The organism is Klebsiella aerogenes KCTC 2190 (assembly GCF_000215745.1).
GTDB classification, from domain to species: Bacteria; Pseudomonadota; Gammaproteobacteria; order Enterobacterales; family Enterobacteriaceae; genus Klebsiella; species Klebsiella aerogenes.
The window spans coordinates 1,293,121-1,311,248 of record NC_015663.1 but is presented as its reverse complement, the minus strand read 5'-3'; the positions used below and the strand labels follow the sequence as shown (position 1 = coordinate 1,311,248).

General features: G+C 56.8%; 18 protein-coding genes. 9 read left to right on the top strand and 9 right to left on the bottom strand.

Features of this window, described 5'->3' with window-relative positions; genetic code table 11:
* Nucleotides 1–2 precede the first annotated feature (2 nt).
* Together rfaF and rfaD are read right to left on the bottom strand one after the other, a co-directional pair.
* Nucleotides 3–1,061: an ADP-heptose--LPS heptosyltransferase RfaF gene (gene rfaF, locus EAE_RS06380; protein ID WP_015703797.1), complete on the bottom strand. Its 1,059-nt coding sequence runs from the start codon at nucleotides 1,059–1,061 to the stop codon at nucleotides 3–5.
* Nucleotides 1,062–1,070: 9 nt separating this feature from the next.
* Entirely contained in the window at nucleotides 1,071–2,003 is a 933-nt protein-coding gene (gene rfaD / locus EAE_RS06375; RefSeq protein WP_015703796.1) for an ADP-glyceromanno-heptose 6-epimerase, read from the bottom strand.
* A 212-nt stretch (nucleotides 2,004–2,215) separates the two neighbouring features.
* Here rfaD and kbl point away from each other — a divergent pair, with 212 nt between their 5' ends.
* From kbl to EAE_RS06355, 4 genes are all read left to right on the top strand, one after another.
* On the top strand, nucleotides 2,216–3,409 hold the full coding sequence (gene kbl / locus EAE_RS06370) for a glycine C-acetyltransferase (RefSeq protein ID WP_015703795.1): 1,194 nt from the start codon (nucleotides 2,216–2,218) through the stop codon (nucleotides 3,407–3,409).
* 12 nt (nucleotides 3,410–3,421) lie between these two features.
* Nucleotides 3,422–4,447 carry an L-threonine 3-dehydrogenase gene (tdh, locus tag EAE_RS06365; RefSeq protein ID WP_015369171.1) on the top strand — a complete coding sequence of 342 codons (1,026 nt, stop codon included), beginning with the start codon at nucleotides 3,422–3,424 and terminating at the stop codon, nucleotides 4,445–4,447.
* Nucleotides 4,448–4,622: 175 nt separating this feature from the next.
* The gene (locus tag EAE_RS06360) at nucleotides 4,623–5,351 is read left to right on the top strand and encodes a hypothetical protein (protein ID WP_015703794.1); all 729 of its coding nucleotides are present in this window, start codon (nucleotides 4,623–4,625) and stop codon (nucleotides 5,349–5,351) included.
* 166 nt (nucleotides 5,352–5,517) lie between these two features.
* Nucleotides 5,518–6,309, top strand: a complete 792-nt coding sequence (locus EAE_RS06355) for a glycosyltransferase family 2 protein (protein ID WP_015703793.1) — start codon at nucleotides 5,518–5,520, stop codon at nucleotides 6,307–6,309.
* Between the two features lie 6 nt (nucleotides 6,310–6,315).
* On the opposite strand, the gene EAE_RS06350 is transcribed toward EAE_RS06355, so the two are convergent.
* From EAE_RS06350 to gpmM, 3 genes are read right to left on the bottom strand one after another with little or no spacing between them, the layout of a single operon-like run.
* Nucleotides 6,316–7,263 (bottom strand): divergent polysaccharide deacetylase family protein, encoded by a 948-nt coding sequence (locus EAE_RS06350; RefSeq protein ID WP_032706536.1) that lies wholly within the window; start codon nucleotides 7,261–7,263, stop codon nucleotides 6,316–6,318.
* A gap of 3 nt (nucleotides 7,264–7,266) precedes the next feature.
* Nucleotides 7,267–8,538 carry a murein hydrolase activator EnvC gene (gene envC, locus EAE_RS06345; protein ID WP_032706535.1) on the bottom strand — a complete coding sequence of 424 codons (1,272 nt, stop codon included), beginning with the start codon at nucleotides 8,536–8,538 and terminating at the stop codon, nucleotides 7,267–7,269.
* A 9-nt stretch (nucleotides 8,539–8,547) separates the two neighbouring features.
* Nucleotides 8,548–10,092: a 2,3-bisphosphoglycerate-independent phosphoglycerate mutase gene (gene gpmM, locus EAE_RS06340; RefSeq protein WP_015703792.1), complete on the bottom strand. Its 1,545-nt coding sequence runs from the start codon at nucleotides 10,090–10,092 to the stop codon at nucleotides 8,548–8,550.
* A gap of 246 nt (nucleotides 10,093–10,338) precedes the next feature.
* Here gpmM and EAE_RS06335 point away from each other — a divergent pair, with 246 nt between their 5' ends.
* From EAE_RS06335 to cysE, 5 genes are all read left to right on the top strand, one after another.
* Nucleotides 10,339–10,770 (top strand): rhodanese-like domain-containing protein, encoded by a 432-nt coding sequence (locus tag EAE_RS06335; RefSeq protein ID WP_015369178.1) that lies wholly within the window; start codon nucleotides 10,339–10,341, stop codon nucleotides 10,768–10,770.
* Between the two features lie 104 nt (nucleotides 10,771–10,874).
* Entirely contained in the window at nucleotides 10,875–11,126 is a 252-nt protein-coding gene (grxC, locus tag EAE_RS06330) for a glutaredoxin 3 (protein ID WP_015369179.1), read from the top strand.
* Nucleotides 11,127–11,186: 60 nt separating this feature from the next.
* Nucleotides 11,187–11,654, top strand: a complete 468-nt coding sequence (secB, locus tag EAE_RS06325) for a protein-export chaperone SecB (protein WP_015369180.1) — start codon at nucleotides 11,187–11,189, stop codon at nucleotides 11,652–11,654.
* Nucleotides 11,654–12,673 (top strand): NAD(P)H-dependent glycerol-3-phosphate dehydrogenase, encoded by a 1,020-nt coding sequence (gene gpsA / locus EAE_RS06320; RefSeq protein WP_015369181.1) that lies wholly within the window; start codon nucleotides 11,654–11,656, stop codon nucleotides 12,671–12,673. The genes secB and gpsA overlap by 1 nt, the downstream gene beginning before the upstream one ends.
* An 80-nt stretch (nucleotides 12,674–12,753) precedes the next feature.
* A complete protein-coding gene (gene cysE, locus EAE_RS06315; protein ID WP_004106845.1) occupies nucleotides 12,754–13,575 on the top strand; it encodes a serine O-acetyltransferase in 822 nt (273 codons plus the stop codon).
* Nucleotides 13,576–13,655: 80 nt separating this feature from the next.
* Here cysE and trmL read toward each other — a convergent pair whose 3' ends face one another.
* The 4 genes from trmL to lldP form a co-directional block, all read right to left on the bottom strand.
* Nucleotides 13,656–14,129: a tRNA (uridine(34)/cytosine(34)/5-carboxymethylaminomethyluridine(34)-2'-O)-methyltransferase TrmL gene (gene trmL / locus EAE_RS06310; RefSeq protein ID WP_015703791.1), complete on the bottom strand. Its 474-nt coding sequence runs from the start codon at nucleotides 14,127–14,129 to the stop codon at nucleotides 13,656–13,658.
* A 151-nt stretch (nucleotides 14,130–14,280) separates the two neighbouring features.
* Nucleotides 14,281–15,465 (bottom strand): FMN-dependent L-lactate dehydrogenase LldD, encoded by a 1,185-nt coding sequence (lldD, locus tag EAE_RS06305; protein WP_015369183.1) that lies wholly within the window; start codon nucleotides 15,463–15,465, stop codon nucleotides 14,281–14,283.
* The gene (gene lldR / locus EAE_RS06300; RefSeq protein WP_015369184.1) at nucleotides 15,465–16,238 is read right to left on the bottom strand and encodes a transcriptional regulator LldR; all 774 of its coding nucleotides are present in this window, start codon (nucleotides 16,236–16,238) and stop codon (nucleotides 15,465–15,467) included. Before lldR ends, lldD begins: the two co-directional genes overlap by 1 nt.
* Nucleotides 16,235–17,890 carry an L-lactate permease gene (gene lldP, locus EAE_RS06295; RefSeq protein ID WP_015369185.1) on the bottom strand — a complete coding sequence of 552 codons (1,656 nt, stop codon included), beginning with the start codon at nucleotides 17,888–17,890 and terminating at the stop codon, nucleotides 16,235–16,237. Before lldP ends, lldR begins: the two co-directional genes overlap by 4 nt.
* Nucleotides 17,891–18,128: the final 238 nt, after the last annotated feature.

The window sequence follows — 18,128 nt, the reverse complement described above, 5'->3', positions numbered from 1 at the left end:
CGTTACGCTTCCTCGTGCTCGGTTTTTTCCGCTAACAGTTCGTTCAGCTCCTGCAGGACGCGCTCTGGAGTGATGTCGATAAGGCTTTGATGATAGCCCTCAGCGGCATCCCCTTTGCGCACTTTGTGGTAGCCGCTAATCAGGCGAATAACGCGCGCTTTATGCGACAGCGGCGGGGTAAAGTCCGGGCTGCTCGGGCCGTACAGCGCCACCAGCGGACGGTCCAGGGCGGCGGCAACGTGCATCAGCCCCGAATCGTTGCTGACCACGGCCTGACAGGCGGCAATCAGAATCACGGCCTGTTCCAGCTGCGTTTCGCCGGCCAGATTACGGCACCAGGCCTGCTGCTCGCTGCTGAGCGCGGCGATGATCTCTTTGCCGGCATCGTTATCTTTTGCTGAGCCGAAGAGCGCTATCTGATAACCATCGTCAATGAGCTTTTTCGCCAGCGCGGCGTAGTGATAATGCGGCCAGCGTTTTGCTGGGCCGAATTCTGCGCCGGGGCAGAAGCCGATAATTGGCCGATCGTTTGAGAGATTAAAAGCGTTGCAGGCCTGTGACTTTTCGCCGTCGTTGACCTGCAGCTGCGGCCACAGCAGCGGCTGTGGAAGGTCTTTAGCGCAGCGCATGACGCCGTTATCGTAGGCCAGCGCCACGTAGCGCTCCACCATCAGCGGCCAGGCGTCTTTATCCAGCACGCGGGCGTCGTTGAGCAGGCCGTAGCGCATTTCGCCGCGCCAGCCGGTGCGCAGCGGGATGTTGGCAAAGAAAGGCACCAAGGCCGATTTAAACGAGTTCGGTAGCACATAAGCGCGATCGTAACGACGATCGCGCAGGCTGTGGCCGAGTTTACGGCGTTCGCCGATAGCCAGCGCGCCGTGGCCCAGCGGCATGGCAATCGCTTCATTGACTTCCGGCATGCGCGATAACAACGGACGGCACCATGCCGGCGCCATCACGTCGATAATCGCCTGGGGATAGCGCGCCCTGAGCGTACGATAAAGACTTTGCGACATCATCATGTCGCCCACCCAAGACGGGCCTATCACCAATATTTTCATGCTTGTTTCTTACGCGTCGCGGTTGAGCCAGGCCATATATTCCGTTACGCCTTCGGCAACGGTTTTGAACGGTTTGTCATAGCCCGCTTTACGCAGGTTAGTCAGATCGGCCTGGGTGAATGCCTGGTAGCGGCCTTTCAGTTTGTCCGGGAACGGGATGTACTCAATGCTGCCTTTTTTATGGAAAGCCAGGGTCGCATCGGCGACCGCCTGGAAGGATTCCGCGCGGCCAGTACCAAGGTTGAAGATACCGGAAACGCCATTTTCCCAGAACCACAGGTTCACCGCGGCGACGTCGCCGACATAGACGAAGTCGCGTTTGAATCCATCGCTGCCTTCGAACAGTTTCGGATTTTCGCCATTATTCAGCTGGGTATTGAGGTGGAAGGCCACGCTCGCCATGCTGCCTTTGTGGCCTTCGCGCGGCCCGTAGACGTTGAAATAACGGAAGCCGACAATCTGCGAATCTGCTTCCGGCAGGATCTGACGGACGTATTCGTCGAACAGGAATTTTGAGTAGCCGTAGACGTTCAGCGGTTTTTCGAATTCGCGGGATTCGATAAAGTCGCTGGTGCGCCCGCCGTAGGTGGCGGCGGAAGAGGCGTACAGGAACGGGATTTCACGCTCCAGGCAGTAGTGCAGCACCTCTTTGGAGTACTGATAGTTGTTATCCATCACATACTTGCCGTCCCACTCGGTGGTGGAAGAGCAGGCGCCTTCGTGGAATACCGCTTCGACCTCGCCGAACTCTTCGCCAGCCATAATCTGGATCAGAAAATCTTCTTTATCCATGTAGTCAGCGATGTCCAGATCCACCAGGTTTACGAATTTGGTGCCGTCTTTCAGATTGTCTACAACCAGAATATCGGTGATGCCTTTGTCATTCAGGGCTTTAACGATGTTGCTGCCGATAAAGCCTGCGCCGCCGGTTACGATGATCATAACTGTACCTTTGAAGTAGAGGGTCCGGAGACAATCCGGACACGAATACTCATATCATATCACTACATCCGAAAGGCTTCAGCCATTCGCCGAAAAGGTGCTGGCCGCGCGTGATTTATGCTGCAAATAATTCATTCAGGCATGCATCATCTCGTATCAACGTATAGCTTTGGGTAATATGTGCCAAATTTTGCCGAATCTGGAGAGTTGCAATGCGTGGTGATTTCTACAAACAGTTAACCAATGACCTGGATACCGCGCGCGCGGAAGGGTTGTTTAAAGAAGAACGTATCATTACTTCGGCTCAGCAGGCGGACATCACCGTCGGCGACAGCCACGTCATTAACTTCTGCGCCAACAACTATCTGGGCCTGGCGAACCACCCGGAACTGATCGCCGCGGCGAAATCCGGCATGGACAGCCACGGCTTCGGGATGGCCTCGGTGCGCTTCATCTGCGGTACCCAGGACACGCATAAGCAGCTTGAGAAAAAACTGGCGGATTTCCTCGGTATGGAAGACGCGATTCTCTACTCCTCTTGCTTTGATGCCAACGGCGGCCTGTTTGAAACGCTGCTGGGGCCGGAAGACGCTATTATCTCTGATGCGCTGAACCATGCGTCGATCATCGACGGCGTTCGCCTGTGTAAAGCGAAGCGTTTCCGCTATGCCAACAACGATATGCAGGAGCTGGAAGCGCGTCTGAAAGAAGCGCGCGAAGCTGGCGCTCGCCACGTGCTGATCGCCACCGATGGCGTTTTCTCGATGGACGGGGTGATCGCCAACCTGAAAGGCGTCTGCGACCTGGCGGATAAATACGATGCGCTGGTGATGGTCGATGATTCTCACGCCGTGGGCTTTGTCGGCGAAAATGGCCGCGGTTCCCATGAATATTGCGACGTGATGGGCCGCGTCGACATCATCACCGGCACGTTGGGTAAAGCGCTGGGCGGCGCGTCAGGCGGTTACACCGCCGCGCGCAAAGAAGTCGTTGAGTGGCTGCGCCAGCGTTCCCGTCCTTATCTGTTCTCCAACTCCCTGGCGCCGGCCATTGTTGCGGCCTCCATTAAGGTGCTGGAGATGGTGGAAGCGGGCAGCGAACTGCGCGATCGCCTGTGGGCTAACGCGCGCCTGTTCCGTGAAAAAATGACCGCCGCGGGCTTTACCCTGGCTGGCGCCGACCACGCGATTATCCCTGTGATGCTCGGTGAAGCCACCATCGCGCAGGAATTCGCGCGCGAACTGCAGAAAGAAGGTATTTACGTCACCGGTTTCTTCTATCCGGTGGTTCCAAAAGGCCAGGCGCGTATTCGCACCCAGATGTCGGCGGCGCATACCCCTGAACAAATTGAACGTGCGGTGGAAGCCTTTACCCGCATCGGCAAACAACTGGGCGTCATCGCCTAATAAGGGTGTGAGATGAAAGCGTTATCCAAACTGAAAGCGGAAGAAGGCATCTGGATGACCGACGTACCGGAACCGGAAGTCGGCCATAACGATCTGCTGATTAAAATCCGTAAGACCGCGATTTGCGGTACCGACGTGCACATCTATAACTGGGACGAATGGTCGCAGAAAACCATTCCGGTTCCGATGGTGGTGGGGCATGAGTACGTTGGCGAAGTCGTGGGTATCGGTCAGGAAGTTCGCGGCTTTAAGCTTGGCGATCGCGTTTCCGGCGAAGGGCATATCACCTGCGGACATTGCCGCAACTGCCGTGGCGGTCGTACCCATCTGTGCCGTAATACCATCGGCGTGGGGGTCAACCGTCCGGGCTGTTTTGCTGAATATCTGGTGATCCCGGCCTTCAACGCTTTCAAAATCCCGGATAATATCTCCGACGACCTGGCATCCATCTTCGACCCGTTCGGCAACGCTGTGCATACCGCGCTCTCCTTCGACCTGGTCGGTGAAGATGTACTGGTTTCCGGCGCTGGCCCGATCGGCGTGATGGCCGCGGCGGTGGCGAAACATGTCGGCGCGCGTAACGTGGTGATTACCGATGTTAACGAATATCGTCTGGAGCTGGCGCGTAAAATGGGCGTCACCCGCGCGGTTAACGTCGCTAAAGAGAATCTTAACGACGTGATGGCCGAGCTGGGGATGACCGAAGGCTTCGACGTGGGTCTGGAGATGTCCGGCGCGCCGCCAGCGTTCCGTACCATGCTTGATACCATGAACCACGGCGGGCGTATTGCGATGCTGGGTATTCCTCCGTCGGATATGTCTATCGACTGGACCAAGGTCATCTTCAAGGGGCTGTTTATCAAAGGGATTTACGGCCGCGAAATGTTTGAAACCTGGTATAAGATGGCGGCGCTTATCCAGTCGGGCCTCGATCTTTCGCCGATTATCACCCATCGTTTCGGTATTGATGACTTCCAGAAAGGCTTTGACGCGATGCGCTCCGGCCAGTCTGGCAAAGTGGTACTGAGCTGGGATTAAGCGAATTTTCGTCAGGATGACGATAATAAGCATTCTTGCTGCCCATGGTTTATGGGCAGCATATTCTTCACATATATATTGGTAATAAAGTTTTTGTTATTACGTCGGTCGCTATTGAACTGCTGCCCGGTTTATTTATATTCTGCCATATCTTCATATAACAAGGATGAGATATATGGCCCTCTCTATTTTTATTAGCCGTCTTTGGCGATTGAAGAATATTATCTTACCGGCGCTATTGATTTTTATGAGCTTTGGCGTTTTGGCTGAGCAAAAGCTTGAGCATGGCGTGCTGCAAGCCTACTGGAAAGCGCAATGGAGTGATAATGCTACCATTAATGTTCCTACCCTCGGATTTCGCTATTATTGGCTTGATGATCGGGGTAACTTAAAAAAAATTATCCATATTTATATGAAAGGCACGATGAAAGAACAACTGGCGTTTATTCGCCAGAATTTTAGTGAGATCCCGGAGAGTTTTATCAGGTTTCGCGAGTGGTATGTTAACCAGTCGGGCAGTCTGTTAGTTAATAATGTCGCGCAGTATGCCGAATGCAACAGTGAGAACTATAGCGCCTTATTACTCTCGTTTATTCCCACGCAAAATAAATCCTTACCTAATATAGACGACATGAATGCTCAGGTCTCCTGCGGCGGGGACGGAAGCTATCCCTGGTTAACGACTTATCATTTACATCATGAAAGGGATCAGGTTTCATTCAAAGAATGGCCAGATGATAATGCGAATAATACATATTCCGTTACGCAGACTGACGTGGTGGTTAAAATACGTACTATCAACAAGTACTGGATCTATGCCGCCCTTTACGACGACAGTAAAGTGGACCACATGAGTGACAAACGAGGGTACATCAGGATAAGTAGTCTGAAGCCAGATAACTGACACCCGATGGTATCGAGCAAGGTGATGAAATTCATCTCAAGGTAGATTTATTTAGATTTGGATAACATTTCTAAAATAATACGTATCTACCGCACTATTTCCGCATCGATCTTTTACCTATTCGTTTATACAGTTAGTTTACTCTTCGTTTAATCGCATAAACACTATGTTTAAACTCTCAGTATGCTTGCTTACCTGTAATTCGGCTCGCTTATTACGGGAAGTCTTGCCGCCTTTGTTACGGGTGGCAGATGAGTTTATTGTCGTTGATTCCGGCAGTACGGATGAAACGCTACAGATATGTCAGCAGTTTGGTTTAACGGTTCACCATCACCCCTATGCCGCCCACGGCATGCAGATGAACTATGCGACCTCGTTGGCGACCCATGACTGGGTACTATGTATGGATAGCGATGAAATTCTGGATGAAGAAGTGGCTGCGGCGATTCTGGCGCTTAAGGCGGGAGAGGAGCCGGATCCGAGCTGTGCGTGGCGCCTGCCGCGCTACTGGTTCGTGCTTGGCGAACAGGTGCGGACCATCTATCCCATCTCATCGCCGGATTACCCGGTACGTCTGTTCAACCGTCAGCGGGCCAGTTTTAACCAGCGTCCGGTAGACGATCAGGTGGTCGGCCATCTGACCTCGACCAGGCTGCCGGGCTTTGTCCGCCACGATACCTTCTATTCACTGCATGAAGTGTTTAACAAGCTCAACAGCTATACCACCCGGCTGGTGAAGATGCAGAAGGTCAGGCCGTCGCTCAGCCGCGGGATTATCAGCGCCATCGGTGCGTTTTTTAAGTGGTATTTATTCAGCGGCGCCTGGCGTAGCGGCAAGGTGGGGGCCGTAACCGGTTTGTACGCCACCTTGTACAGCTTCATGAAGTATTTTAAAGCCTGGTATGCCTACAATGGTAAGCAGCAGGGAACCGTGACGGAGAAGCGCACGGATCCCTGATGAAGATTAGTTGGTGGGGCTGTCCCAGCCCTGCCATTTCAACTGGTAATACTGGACCAGCGCGCTCTGGCTGATGCTTTCGCTGAGGATGCTAAAGAAGCGGCTGGCGTTCACCGGCTCCAGCGGACGCTTCGGTTTGCAGTACTTCACGCCATGGAACGGGTTACGCGGCTTCTGCTGTTGCGGCGCGTTTGGTTGGACGGGCGTGTTCGGCGTCGAGTTGTCGACCTGCGGTTCGTTCAGCAGGCTGCTCGGGCGCACCAGCGTGATATCCGGCGGCAGGTTATAGACCATTTGCTGTAGTACCCGCACCGTTGAAGGGTGTGGGTGACCAATGGCGATCGCCGAACCATTACGCCGCGCCAGTGCGATGGCGCGATTGAACTGAGTGCGGATGTCCGCCTCGTTCTGGGTGTCGTCGAGAAACACTTTGCGTTTAATCACCTTCACGCCGGTACCCTGGGCGGCGCGCATGGCCTGGGTGTTGCCGATGGTCACGCTATCGAGAAAATAGAGATTGTAGCGTTCCAGCGCCTGCATCACCTTTTGCATGCCGAACAGGTTTGAGGTCATGGCGCTACCCATGTGGTTATTCAGCCCGACGGCGTAAGGCACTTTCCCGTAAGCCTCACGGATAATACGTTCGATCTCATCGCTGCTCATATCCGGGCGCAGCGTGTCTTTTTCCAGCGGTTGCTTGCTGAGCGGCGCCATCGGCAGATGGATCAGCACTTCATGGCCCAGATTATGCGCTTTAGTGGCCATTTCCCGGGCGTGGGGGGCATTCGGTAGTACGGCGACGGAGATGGTAGGCGGCAGCGCCAGTACCTTATTTTCCGTCTGCGGACGGTAGCCGAAATCATCGATAACGATGGAGAGTTTACCGGCAAAAACCGGCGCAGCTATAGCCAGTGAACCGGCTACAGCAAGTGCAATCATGCGAAATTGAAGCAAAACTTATCTTCCCAACCACGGCTGTGGATTGACCGCCTGACCCTGGCGGCGAATTTCGAAATAGAGCGACGGACGACCCTGACCGCCGCTACTGCCTACCAGCGCGATAGCCTGGCCCGCGCGGACCTGGGTACCGACGCTGACCAGCGCGCTTTGGTTATAGCCGTAAAGACTCATGTCGCCTTTGCCGTGTTCAACGACCACCACCAGGCCGTAGCCCTGTAGCCAGTCGGCGAGGATCACCCGGCCATCGGCAATGGCTTTGACTTCGGTGCCTTCAGACGCAGCGATAACCATCCCTTTCCAACGTAGTTCACCTTGCAGCTGTTCGCCATAACGATGAAGAATTGTTCCGCGTACCGGCCAGAAGGCCTGCCCGCGCGGCGCGCCGAGGCCGCCGGTTCGCGACATCAGCGAACGTTCGCTTTCGGTTGGTTTATAGGTGGTGCCTTTGCGCGAGGCCTCCTGCTGGCGGTCACGTACCGCCTGGGCATCACGAGCCTCGCGGTCGGCGCGGGCTTTGGCTGCCGCTTCCGCCTGGGCGATGCGGCCGCGCAGGCGCGATTCGTTAGCGCGCAGTTCGCTGAGCTGCTGTTGGCCTTTCTGAATGGAGGATTCGAGGCTGGAGAGCGTCTTTTTACGCTCGTTGCGCGCCTGCTCAAGCTTGGCCTGCTGCGCTTTTTGCTCGTAAACCAGCGTTTGCTGCTGGCTTTGTTTTTCTTCCAGCATCGATTTCTGCACCGCGACTTCTTCGCGCGTCTGCTTGAGCTGGGCGATGGTTTCCTGACGGGCCTGGTTAAAGTAACCAAAATAGGCCTGCAGGCGCTGGTTACGCTGCCCCTCTTCACCACTGAGGATCATCTGCATGCCGGTGTGCGGCCCCTGGCGGAACGCGGCGTCGAGCTGCGCGGCGAGATTCCGTTCCTGGGAGGCGCGCTGGCGCTCCAGCTTAGCGATAGACGCGTTCATGTCGTCAATCTGCTTATTGAGCTGATTGAGAGTATCCTGAGTTTCACGCAGTTTGCGCGCGGCGGCGGAAATGGCCTCTTCCTGCGCTTTTAACTGGGCGAGCAGGGAGGCGCGTTGCTGCTGCTGTTGCTTAATCGCGCGCTGTTTGGCGGCGATATCGGCCTGAATGGATTTCAGCTGGTCGCGGTCATCGGCGTGAGCGGATGCGGCGCACAGCAATACGCCAGCGCTAAGCGCGCTGGCGTAAAGAACGGATCGAACAGCCGTTGCGATCCATGTATTTGAATAAGTCGCCTTTCCCCTCATGGGGAAGGATTATTCCACGATGAACAGCGGCTTGCCAGTCATCTCTTGCGGGATTTCCATTCCCATCAGCGACAGCATGGTTGGCGCGATGTCGGAAAGCTTGCCGCCTTCGGCCACTTTCACCGTTTTGTCGCCAACGTAGATCAGCGGAACCGGCAGGTTAGTATGCGCGGTGTGCGCCTGTCCGGTCGCCGGATCGCGCATCTGTTCGGCGTTGCCGTGGTCGGCGGTGATCAGCAGCTGGCCACCGACGGATTCAACGGCCGCGGCCACTTGCTCAATGCAGTGATCCAGCGCTTCAACCGCTTTCACGGCGGCTTCCATCACCCCGGTATGGCCTACCATATCGCCGTTCGGGTAGTTGCAGATGATGGTGTCATACTGACCGCCTTTGATGGCCGCAACCAGTTTCTCGGTCAGCTCGGCGGAGCTCATTTCCGGCTGCAGGTCGTAAGTGGCGACCTTCGGCGAGTTAATCAGAATACGGTCTTCGCCTTTGAACGGATTTTCTACCCCGCCGTTAAAGAAGAAGGTCACGTGCGCATATTTCTCGGTTTCGGAGATGCGCAGCTGGGTTTTGTCGTGCTTCGCCATCCACTCGCCGAAAGTATTCACCAGTGAAGCTGGTGGATAAGCGCAAGCGACTTTGATGTCGGCGGCGTATTCGGTCAGCATCACGAAATCGAGGTTAACCACTTTCTTACGCGCGAAGCCGTCGAAGTCGGCGTTAACGAAGGCGCGGGTGATTTCGCGCGCGCGGTCAGCGCGGAAGTTCATGAAGATCAGCGCGTCGCCGTCTTCCATTGCGGCATCGGCCTGGCCGGCGGCGCGGATAACGGTCGCTTTGACGAACTCGTCGTTTTCGTCACGCGCGTAGGCTGCCTGCAGGCCCGCCACGGCGGTGTCGGCCTGGAATTCGCCTTTGGCCAGTGTCATCAGGTCATAGGCTTGCTCTACGCGATCCCAGCGGTTGTCGCGGTCCATGGCGTAGTAGCGGCCAATGATAGAGGCGATACGGCCTTTGCCCAGCGCGGTGAATTTAGCTTCGAATTTAGCCAGCGTGGCTTCAGCGCTGCGCGGCGGCGTGTCGCGGCCATCGAGGAAAGCGTGCAGATAGATTTTCTCTGCGCCGCGTTCCGCGGCCAGTTCTACCATCGCCATGATGTGGTCTTCGTGGCTGTGAACGCCGCCAGGCGACATCAGGCCCATGATGTGTACCGCTTTACCGGCGGCGACGGCTTTGTCGACCGCGCCGGTCAGCACCGGGTTGGCAAAGAAGGTGCGTTCTTTGATTTCAACGTCCAGACGGGTCAGATCCTGATACACGATACGGCCCGCGCCGAGGTTAACGTGGCCCACTTCGGAGTTACCCATCTGGCGGTCAGGCAGGCCGACTTCCAGACCGGATGCATCAATCAGGGTGTGCGGGCGTTTTGCCCACAGTGCGTCCATTACCGGCGTTTTCGCGCTATAAATGGCGTTATCCTGCTGGTCTTCACGGTAGCCGTAGCCATCCAGAATCACCAGTACCATAGGTTTTTTAGTAACCGACATTGCGACAACCTCATGCTCAAAGACAGAAAATTTGCGTAATTTTACTACAGCTGAATCGATCAAATCACCGTAAAAGATCAAAGAAAGGGAAGGGGTGACGCCACAGTCGATGGCGAAGTCGGTTTTTTTTTCGTGACGGGCCGCAGAAAATACATTACATCGCGCTCACTGGCTGTATTTGCCGCAATGCACAGGTATACTCCTTCCCTGGTTTTTTTATCACTTAGTCGGGAGTTGTAACCCCCCATGCAAGAAATTATGCAATTCATCGGCCGTCACCCGGTCCTGAGCATCGCGTGGATCGCGCTGCTGGGTGCGGTACTGTTCACCACCTTTAAGGGCTTGATGTCGAAAGTTAAAGTCATCACCCGTGGTGAAGCGACGCGTCTTATCAACAAAGAAGAAGCCGTTGTTGTCGACCTGCGTCAGCGTGACGACTTCCGTAAAGGCCATATCGCCGGCGCTATCAACCTGCTGCCTGCCGATATCAAAGCAAATAACGTCGGCGAGTTGGAAAAACACAAAGCACAACCCATTATTGTTGTGGATGGGTCCGGCATGCAGGCGCAAGAACCTGCCAGCCTGCTGAATAAAGCCGGATTCGAAAAAGTCTTTGTACTGAAAGAAGGCATCGCAGGCTGGAGCGGCGAGAACCTTCCGCTGGTACGCGGCAAATAATTTACCCCCGCGTCGTTATGGCGCAGCGGTTCCCCCGATAACCTCTCAGGCGGCGGGGAGCCTCTGCGGCGTAAAATCCCTCGGGGTAAAAACAGGAGTGAGTCATGGCCAATATTGAGATCTATACCAAAGCGACCTGCCCGTTCTGCATCCGCGCCAAAGCGCTGCTGAACAGCAAGGGCGTGACGTTCAACGAACTGCCTATCGATGGCGATGCCGCAAAGCGTGAAGAGATGATCCAGCGCAGCGGCCGGACGACGGTTCCGCAGATTTTTATTGATGCGCAGCACATTGGCGGCTGTGACGACTTGTATGCGCTTGATTCACGTGGTGGACTTGATCCCCTCTTGCGCTAATTTTTACGTTTTCCCCATTCAGGGGCCGCGTATTTAAGGACAACACGAAAGGGTTTTACTATGTCAGAACAAAACAGCACCGAAATGACTTTCCAGATTCAGCGCATCTACACCAAAGACGTTTCCTTCGAAGCGCCAAATGCGCCGCAAGTTTTCCAGAAAGATTGGCAGCCGGAAGTTAAACTTGATCTGGATACCGCTTCCAGCCAGCTGGCTGAAGGCGTTTATGAAGTGGTGCTGCGTGTCACCGTAACGGCATCGCTGGGCGAAGAAACCGCATTCCTGTGCGAAGTACAGCAGGGCGGCATCTTCTCCATCGACGGCATCGATGGCAACCAGATGGCGCACTGCCTCGGCGCGTACTGCCCGAACATTCTGTTCCCGTACGCTCGCGAGACTGTTACCAGCCTGGTTTCCCGCGGCACCTTCCCGCAACTCAACCTTGCGCCGGTGAACTTTGACGCGCTGTTTATGAACTATCTGCAACAGCAGGCTGGCGAAGGTGCTGAACAACATCAGGATGCCTGATGAACGCGCTTAATGCTGCAATGACTGTGATCGGTGCCGGCTCTTACGGCACCGCTCTTGCCATCACCCTGGCAAGAAATGGCCACGAGGTTGTCCTCTGGGGCCATGACCCGAAACATATCGCGACGCTGCAACACGATCGCTGCAACGCCGCGTTCCTTCCCGATGTGCCCTTCCCGGACACGCTGCGCCTTGAGAGCGATTTAGCGACGGCGCTGGCCGCCAGCCGCGATATCCTCGTGGTGGTGCCGAGCCACGTCTTCGGTCAGGTTTTGCGCCAGATTAAACCGCTGATGCGTTCAGATGCGCGTCTGGTGTGGGCGACGAAAGGCCTGGAGGCCGAAACTGGCCGTCTGCTGCAGGACGTGGCGCGTGAAGCGCTGGGCGATGACATCCCATTAGCGGTCATCTCCGGTCCGACTTTCGCCAAAGAGCTGGCCGCCGGCCTGCCGACGGCGATTTCTCTGGCGGCGACGGATCCGCAGTTTGCGGAAGACCTTCAGCGCCTGCTGCACTGCGGTAAAAGCTTCCGCGTCTACATCAACCCGGACTTTATCGGCGTGCAGCTGGGCGGCGCGGTGAAAAACGTTATCGCCATCGGCGCCGGGATGTCTGACGGTATCGGCTTTGGCGCGAATGCACGTACGGCGTTGATCACCCGTGGTCTGGTGGAAATGTCCCGTCTCGGGGCGGCGCTGGGCGCCGATCCAGAAACCTTCATGGGCATGGCCGGGTTGGGCGACCTGGTACTGACTTGTACCGATAACCAATCGCGAAACCGCCGTTTTGGCATGATGCTCGGACAGGGCATGGACGTGCAAAGCGCGCAGGACAAGATTGGCCAGGTGGTTGAAGGCTATCGCAATACCAAAGAGGTTCGCGTTCTGGCGCAGCGTTTAGGCGTCGAAATGCCAATAACCGAGGAAATTTATCAGGTATTGTATTGCGGAAAAATTGCGCGCGAGGCAGCATTGACCTTATTGGGTCGCGCACGCAAGGACGAACGCAGCGCCAACTAGCCGCAGGGAAAGTCTGTTACCTGTATGACCCGGTCAGCGAAGAACTGACCGGTCATAATTCTTATCGTCTGGAGTATGCAATGCCGTGTGAAGAACTGGATATCGTCTGGAACAATATTAAAGCCGAAGCCCGGGCTTTGGCCGACTGTGAGCCGATGCTCGCCAGTTTTTACCACGCAACGCTACTCAAGCACGAAAATCTGGGCAGCGCCCTGAGCTATATGCTGGCGAATAAGCTGGCCTCGCCGATTATGCCTGCTATCGCTATTCGCGAAGTGGTGGAAGAGGCTTATGCCGCAGACCCGGAGATGATCGCTTCCGCCGCCTGTGATATCCAGGCGGTACGTACCCGTGACCCTGCGGTCGATAAATACTCAACGCCGCTGTTGTACCTGAAAGGCTTCCATGCGCTGCAGGCCTATCGTATCGGCCACTGGCTGTGGAATCAGGGTCGCCGCGCGCTGGCTATTTTCCTGCAGAACCAGGTTTCCGTCTCGTTCCAGGTCGATATTCATCCGGCGGCGAAGATTGGCCGTGGGATCATGCTCGACCACGCCACCGGTATCGTGGTCGGTGAAACGGCGGTGATTGAAGACGACGTATCCATCCTGCAGTCTGTGACCCTCGGCGGTACCGGTAAAACCAGCGGCGACCGTCACCCGAAAATTCGCGAAGGCGTGATGATTGGCGCCGGGGCGAAGATCCTCGGCAATATCGAAGTCGGGCGCGGGGCGAAGATTGGCGCCGGTTCCGTGGTGCTACAACCTGTGCCGCCGCATACCACCGCCGCAGGCGTACCGGCGCGCATCGTCGGCAAGCCGGAGAGCGACAAGCCAGCGATGGATATGGATCAGCATTTTAATGGGATTCACCATACTTTCGAGTACGGCGACGGGATTTGATTTATTGCTATTTGCCGCCGCGAAGCTCAGAAAGTAGCCCGGATAAGGCGCAGCGCGCCGCAATCCGGGAACCGCTCAGGTTAGCGGCGCAACACGGCGCCGGGGTATCCCAACTGACGCCAGGCTTCATACACCACCACCGACACCGCGTTTGACAGGTTCATGCTGCGGCTGTCCGGCATCATCGGAATACGGATTTTTTGCTCCGCCGGCAGGGCATCGAGGATGCTGGCCGGCAGGCCGCGCGTTTCCGGACCAAACATCAAGAAATCACCATCCTGATAGCTTACCGCGCTGTGGGCGGGCGTGCCTTTAGTCGTGAGGGCGAACAACCGTTGCGGCTTCGCGCTGGCGACAAACGCCGCGTAATCCGCGTGGCGCTGTACGGCGGTGAACTCGTGATAATCCAACCCGGCGCGTCTCAGACGTTTATCGTCCCAGGTAAAGCCCATCGGCTCAATGATATGTAAATTGAAGCCGGTGTTGGCGCACAGGCGGATGATATTGCCGGTGTTCGGCGGGATTTCTGGTTCGAATAACACGATGTTCAGCATACTGCCCCCTTAATTGCGGGTGGCAGAATAGCAGATATTTGTTGAACCCTCACCCCGACCCTCTCCCAGAGGGAGAAGGAGAAAACCGATTCCAGCCGGACGGGCCCCTCACCCTGAGGGAGAGGGGCGGCGTAAGGGAAAACGCGGGGAATTACGCGGCGTTGCCCTGCTTGAGCGCATCGAAGGTCTGCAGCGCTTCGGCATTCTGCACCAGCGAATCGCGGCTGATTTCGCTGATGGATTTCGCCCCGGTCAGCGTCATCGCCACTTTCATCTCTTTCTCGATAAGGTTGAGCAGATTCGCCACCCCCTGCTTGCCGTGGGTCGCCAGCGCGTACAGATACGCGCGGCCCAGCAGCACGCTGTCGGCGCCCAGGGCGATCATCCGCACCACGTCGAGACCGTTGCGGATACCGCTGTCGGCGAGAATAGTGATGTCGCCTTTAACCGCATCGGCAATGGCGGGCAGGGCGCGGGCGGAAGAGAGCACGCCGTCAAGCTGGCGGCCGCCGTGGTTGGAGACGACAATGCCGTCAGCGCCGAAGCGCACCGCATCGCGGGCGTCCTCCGGGTCGAGGATCCCTTTGATCACCATTGGGCCGTCCCAGAAGTCGCGGATCCACTCCAGGTCTTTCCATGAAATCGACGGATCGAAATTATTCGCCAGCCAGCCGATGTAATCCTCAAGCCCGGTCGGTTTGCCGAGGTAGGCGGAGATATTGCCCAGGTCGTGCGGGCGGCCGTTGAGACCGACGTCCCATGCCCACTGCGGATGAGTGACGGCCTGCCAGTAGCGGCGCATGGCGGCGTTTGGGCCGCTCATGCCAGAATGGGCGTCGCGATAGCGCGCGCCGGGGGTCGGCATATCCACGGTAAAGACCAGCGTGGAGCAGCCTGCGGCTTTGGCGCGCTCCAGCGCATTGCGCATAAATCCGCGATCGCGCAGGACATACAGCTGGAACCACATCGGGCGTTTGATGGTCGGGGCGACCTCTTCAATCGGGCAAACGGAAACGGTAGAGAGGGTAAACGGGATGCCTTTGTCGTCCGCCGCGCCCGCTGCCTGCACTTCGCCGCGGCGCGCGTACATGCCGCACAGCCCGACCGGCGCCAGCGCCGTTGGCATCGCCAGCTTTTCGTTGAATAACGTGGTTTCCAGGCTCAGATCCGACATATTGCGCAGAATGCGCTGGCGTAGCGCCACGTCGGAGAGGTCTTCAACGTTGCGGCGCAGGGTATGTTCGGCGTAGGCGCCGCCGTCGATATAGTGGAACAGAAATGGTGGCAGGATACGCTGTGCGGCGGCGCGATAGTCGCTGGCGGCGGAAATAATCATCACGAGTTCTCCCTGGAATTTTCATTGTGGTCACCGGGCAGGCGGGTAATACGCGCCTGGCGGGCCTGGTCTTCATCAAAACGTTTAATGGTGGCGTGGACAAAACCGAGGTGGGCCATCATCGCCTGGCGGGCGCCTTCCGCGTCGCCGGCGAAGATCGCTTCCATTACCGCCTGATGTTGTTCGGTCAGACGCGCGAACACCGGCGGCACCAGATACATGCGCTGGCGGCTCTGCTTCACTGAGGATTGCAGAAGCTCGAAGAAACCGCGCATGGTTTGCAGCAGCACCACATTATGTGAGGCTTCAGCGATCGCCAGGTGGAAGCGAACATCCGCCTGTGAGGCGAGATCCGGGTCATCGCTGAGGGTGGCTTCAAAACAGAGGCGGATTTTTTCTTTTTCGGCGTCGGTGGCCCGCATCGCCGCATGCCAGGCGGTGCTGGCTTCAATAGCGTGGCGGGCTTCGAGAATATCAAAACTGTAGTCGGGGTCGTCGGCGAGCAGCGTTTTCAGCGGCTGGACGATGTTTTGCTCCGACCAGGGCTCGTGCTGCCAGCGCACGAAGGTGCCGCCGCCGCGACGGCTAAGCAGCACCCCTTCGTTGACCAGCATCGCCAGCGCTTCACGCAGCGAATTGCGTGAAACACCGAGCTGGACGGCAAGCTGGCGCTCGGCGGGCAAACGCATGCCCGCCTCCAGCTGTTGTTCTTCTATCAGCGCCCGGACGCGATTTGCGACGTCGTCAGCCAGGCGTTTTGGCATCACTTTCACGGAATCATCCAGGTTAAGACATAAGCCTGCAGGGTGGTAATCAGGCCCACCATGCAGGTGAATATCAGGCTGTGCTTGACGGTAAAGCGGAACAGGTCCGACTCTTTACCCACCAGGCCTACCGCGGCGCAGGCAATGGCGATCGACTGGGGCGAAATCATCTTGCCTGTCACCCCACCGGTGGTATTCGCGGCGACCAGCAGAATATCGGAGACGCCGATTTGCTGGGCTGCCGTCGCCTGCAGCGCGGCGAACAGCGCGTTAGACGAGGTATCCGAACCGGTCAGGAAAACCCCCAGCCAGCCGAGGAACGGCGAGAAGAAGGTAAACGCGTGGCCGGTATGCGCCAGCGCCAACGCCAGCGTCGATGACAGCCCGGAGTAGTTTGAAATAAAGGCGAACGCCAGCACCATGCCGATGGAGTAAATCGGCAGCGCCAGCTCTTTCAACGTCCCGGCGAAAGTGGTCAGCGCATCCTTTGGCTTCATACGCAGCCAGACGATAGACAGTATAGCGGCGAACAGAATGGCGGTGCCGGTCGCCGACAGCCAGTCGAATTTATACACCGCGGCGTACGGCGTCGCGGCGCTTACCACCGGCGGCATACGGGCGACCATTTTGTCGAGGAACGGTACCGGGATGTTAACCACGAAGTCATACATCGCCCCGCCCGGCGCAAACAGCGCTTTAAACGGCGGTACGCTCCACAGGGTGACGGTGGCGGTGAGGAACAGGAACGGCGACCAGGCGCGAATGACCTGACCGGCGGTGTAATGCGTGCGCGCCAGCGTTTGATCAACCTGCGCGGCGCCCATATCGCCAAAGCGGAAGATACGTACCGGCTGCCAGCGCTTGAGGAACAGCGTCAGGCATACCAGCGACACCAGCGAAGAGATGATGTCCGGCAGTTCCGGGCCGAGGAAGTTAGAGCTGAGGTACTGCGCGATAGCGAACGAGCCGCCTGCGACCATCACCGCAGGCCACGTCTCTTTCACCCCGCGCCAGCCGTCCATAATCGCCATGATCCAGAACAGCACGATAATGGTCAGGAACGGCAGTTGGCGGCCAACCATCTGGCCGATGGCGAAGCTATCGATGCCGGTCACCTGGCCGGCGACCAGAATCGGGATCCCCATGGCGCCGAAGGCCACCGGCGCGGTGTTAACAATCAGGCACAGTCCGGCGGCGTATAGCGGATTGAAGCCGAGCCCGACCAGCAGCGCGGCGGTGATCGCCACCGGCGCGCCGAAACCGGCGGCCCCTTCGAGGAAGGCGCCGAAGGAGAAGCCGACAATCAGCATCTGCAGGCGCTGGTCCGGTGTAATCGAAAGAATCGACGAGCGGATAATGTCGAACTGCCCGGTCTTCACCGAGATTTTATAGACGAAGACCGCGGCGATGATAATCCACGCGATAGGCCACAGGCCGTAGAAGAAGCCGTATACCACCGACGATAAGGCGCGGTCGACCGGCATTTTATAGAACAGCAGGGCGACAAGCAGCGCGATGGCTACGGTCCAGGTGGCGGCGATATAGCCTTTAAGCTTGAGCTTAATCAGGGCGAAAAAGAAAAACAGAATCGGCAGTGAGGCGATAAGGCTCGATAGCCAGATATTACCAGCCGGATCGTAATTTTGTTGCCAGAGGTTCATGCAGGTCTCCATCGGGCCACATCCAGTGCATCAGGTTGGGTCTGCGCCCATTGCCGATCACACTGTTTGTAAAATTGGCCCAGCCAAATTGCGATTGTAGGGTTAACGACAATTGATGGTTAACCAAATGTTATGGCATGGCAACGCGTTTGTGATGCAAATTGATGGATATGTGAACCGATTGACGGTTTAAGAAATAATTGGTTGGGCCAATTTGGCGGGGAAGGGGAAATTGGCT

What these genes read in the sequence shown, in the direction of transcription:
- EAE_RS06355 (WP_015703793.1), top strand. Translation starts at nt 5,518, where the DNA reads ATGTTTAAACTCTCAGTATGCTTGCTTACCTGTAATTCGGCTCGCTTA.
- trmL (WP_015703791.1), bottom strand. Translation starts at nt 14,129, where the DNA reads ATGCTGAACATCGTGTTATTCGAACCAGAAATCCCGCCGAACACCGGC.
- secB (WP_015369180.1), top strand. Translation starts at nt 11,187, where the DNA reads ATGTCAGAACAAAACAGCACCGAAATGACTTTCCAGATTCAGCGCATC.
- rfaD (WP_015703796.1), bottom strand. Translation starts at nt 2,003, where the DNA reads ATGATCATCGTAACCGGCGGCGCAGGCTTTATCGGCAGCAACATCGTT.
- EAE_RS06360 (WP_015703794.1), top strand. Translation starts at nt 4,623, where the DNA reads ATGGCCCTCTCTATTTTTATTAGCCGTCTTTGGCGATTGAAGAATATT.
- rfaF (WP_015703797.1), bottom strand. Translation starts at nt 1,061, where the DNA reads ATGAAAATATTGGTGATAGGCCCGTCTTGGGTGGGCGACATGATGATG.
- grxC (WP_015369179.1), top strand. Translation starts at nt 10,875, where the DNA reads ATGGCCAATATTGAGATCTATACCAAAGCGACCTGCCCGTTCTGCATC.
- cysE (WP_004106845.1), top strand. Translation starts at nt 12,754, where the DNA reads ATGCCGTGTGAAGAACTGGATATCGTCTGGAACAATATTAAAGCCGAA.
- lldP (WP_015369185.1), bottom strand. Translation starts at nt 17,890, where the DNA reads ATGAACCTCTGGCAACAAAATTACGATCCGGCTGGTAATATCTGGCTA.
- kbl (WP_015703795.1), top strand. Translation starts at nt 2,216, where the DNA reads ATGCGTGGTGATTTCTACAAACAGTTAACCAATGACCTGGATACCGCG.
- gpsA (WP_015369181.1), top strand. Translation starts at nt 11,654, where the DNA reads ATGAACGCGCTTAATGCTGCAATGACTGTGATCGGTGCCGGCTCTTAC.
- lldD (WP_015369183.1), bottom strand. Translation starts at nt 15,465, where the DNA reads ATGATTATTTCCGCCGCCAGCGACTATCGCGCCGCCGCACAGCGTATC.
- gpmM (WP_015703792.1), bottom strand. Translation starts at nt 10,092, where the DNA reads ATGTCGGTTACTAAAAAACCTATGGTACTGGTGATTCTGGATGGCTAC.
- EAE_RS06335 (WP_015369178.1), top strand. Translation starts at nt 10,339, where the DNA reads ATGCAAGAAATTATGCAATTCATCGGCCGTCACCCGGTCCTGAGCATC.
- envC (WP_032706535.1), bottom strand. Translation starts at nt 8,538, where the DNA reads ATGAGGGGAAAGGCGACTTATTCAAATACATGGATCGCAACGGCTGTT.
- tdh (WP_015369171.1), top strand. Translation starts at nt 3,422, where the DNA reads ATGAAAGCGTTATCCAAACTGAAAGCGGAAGAAGGCATCTGGATGACC.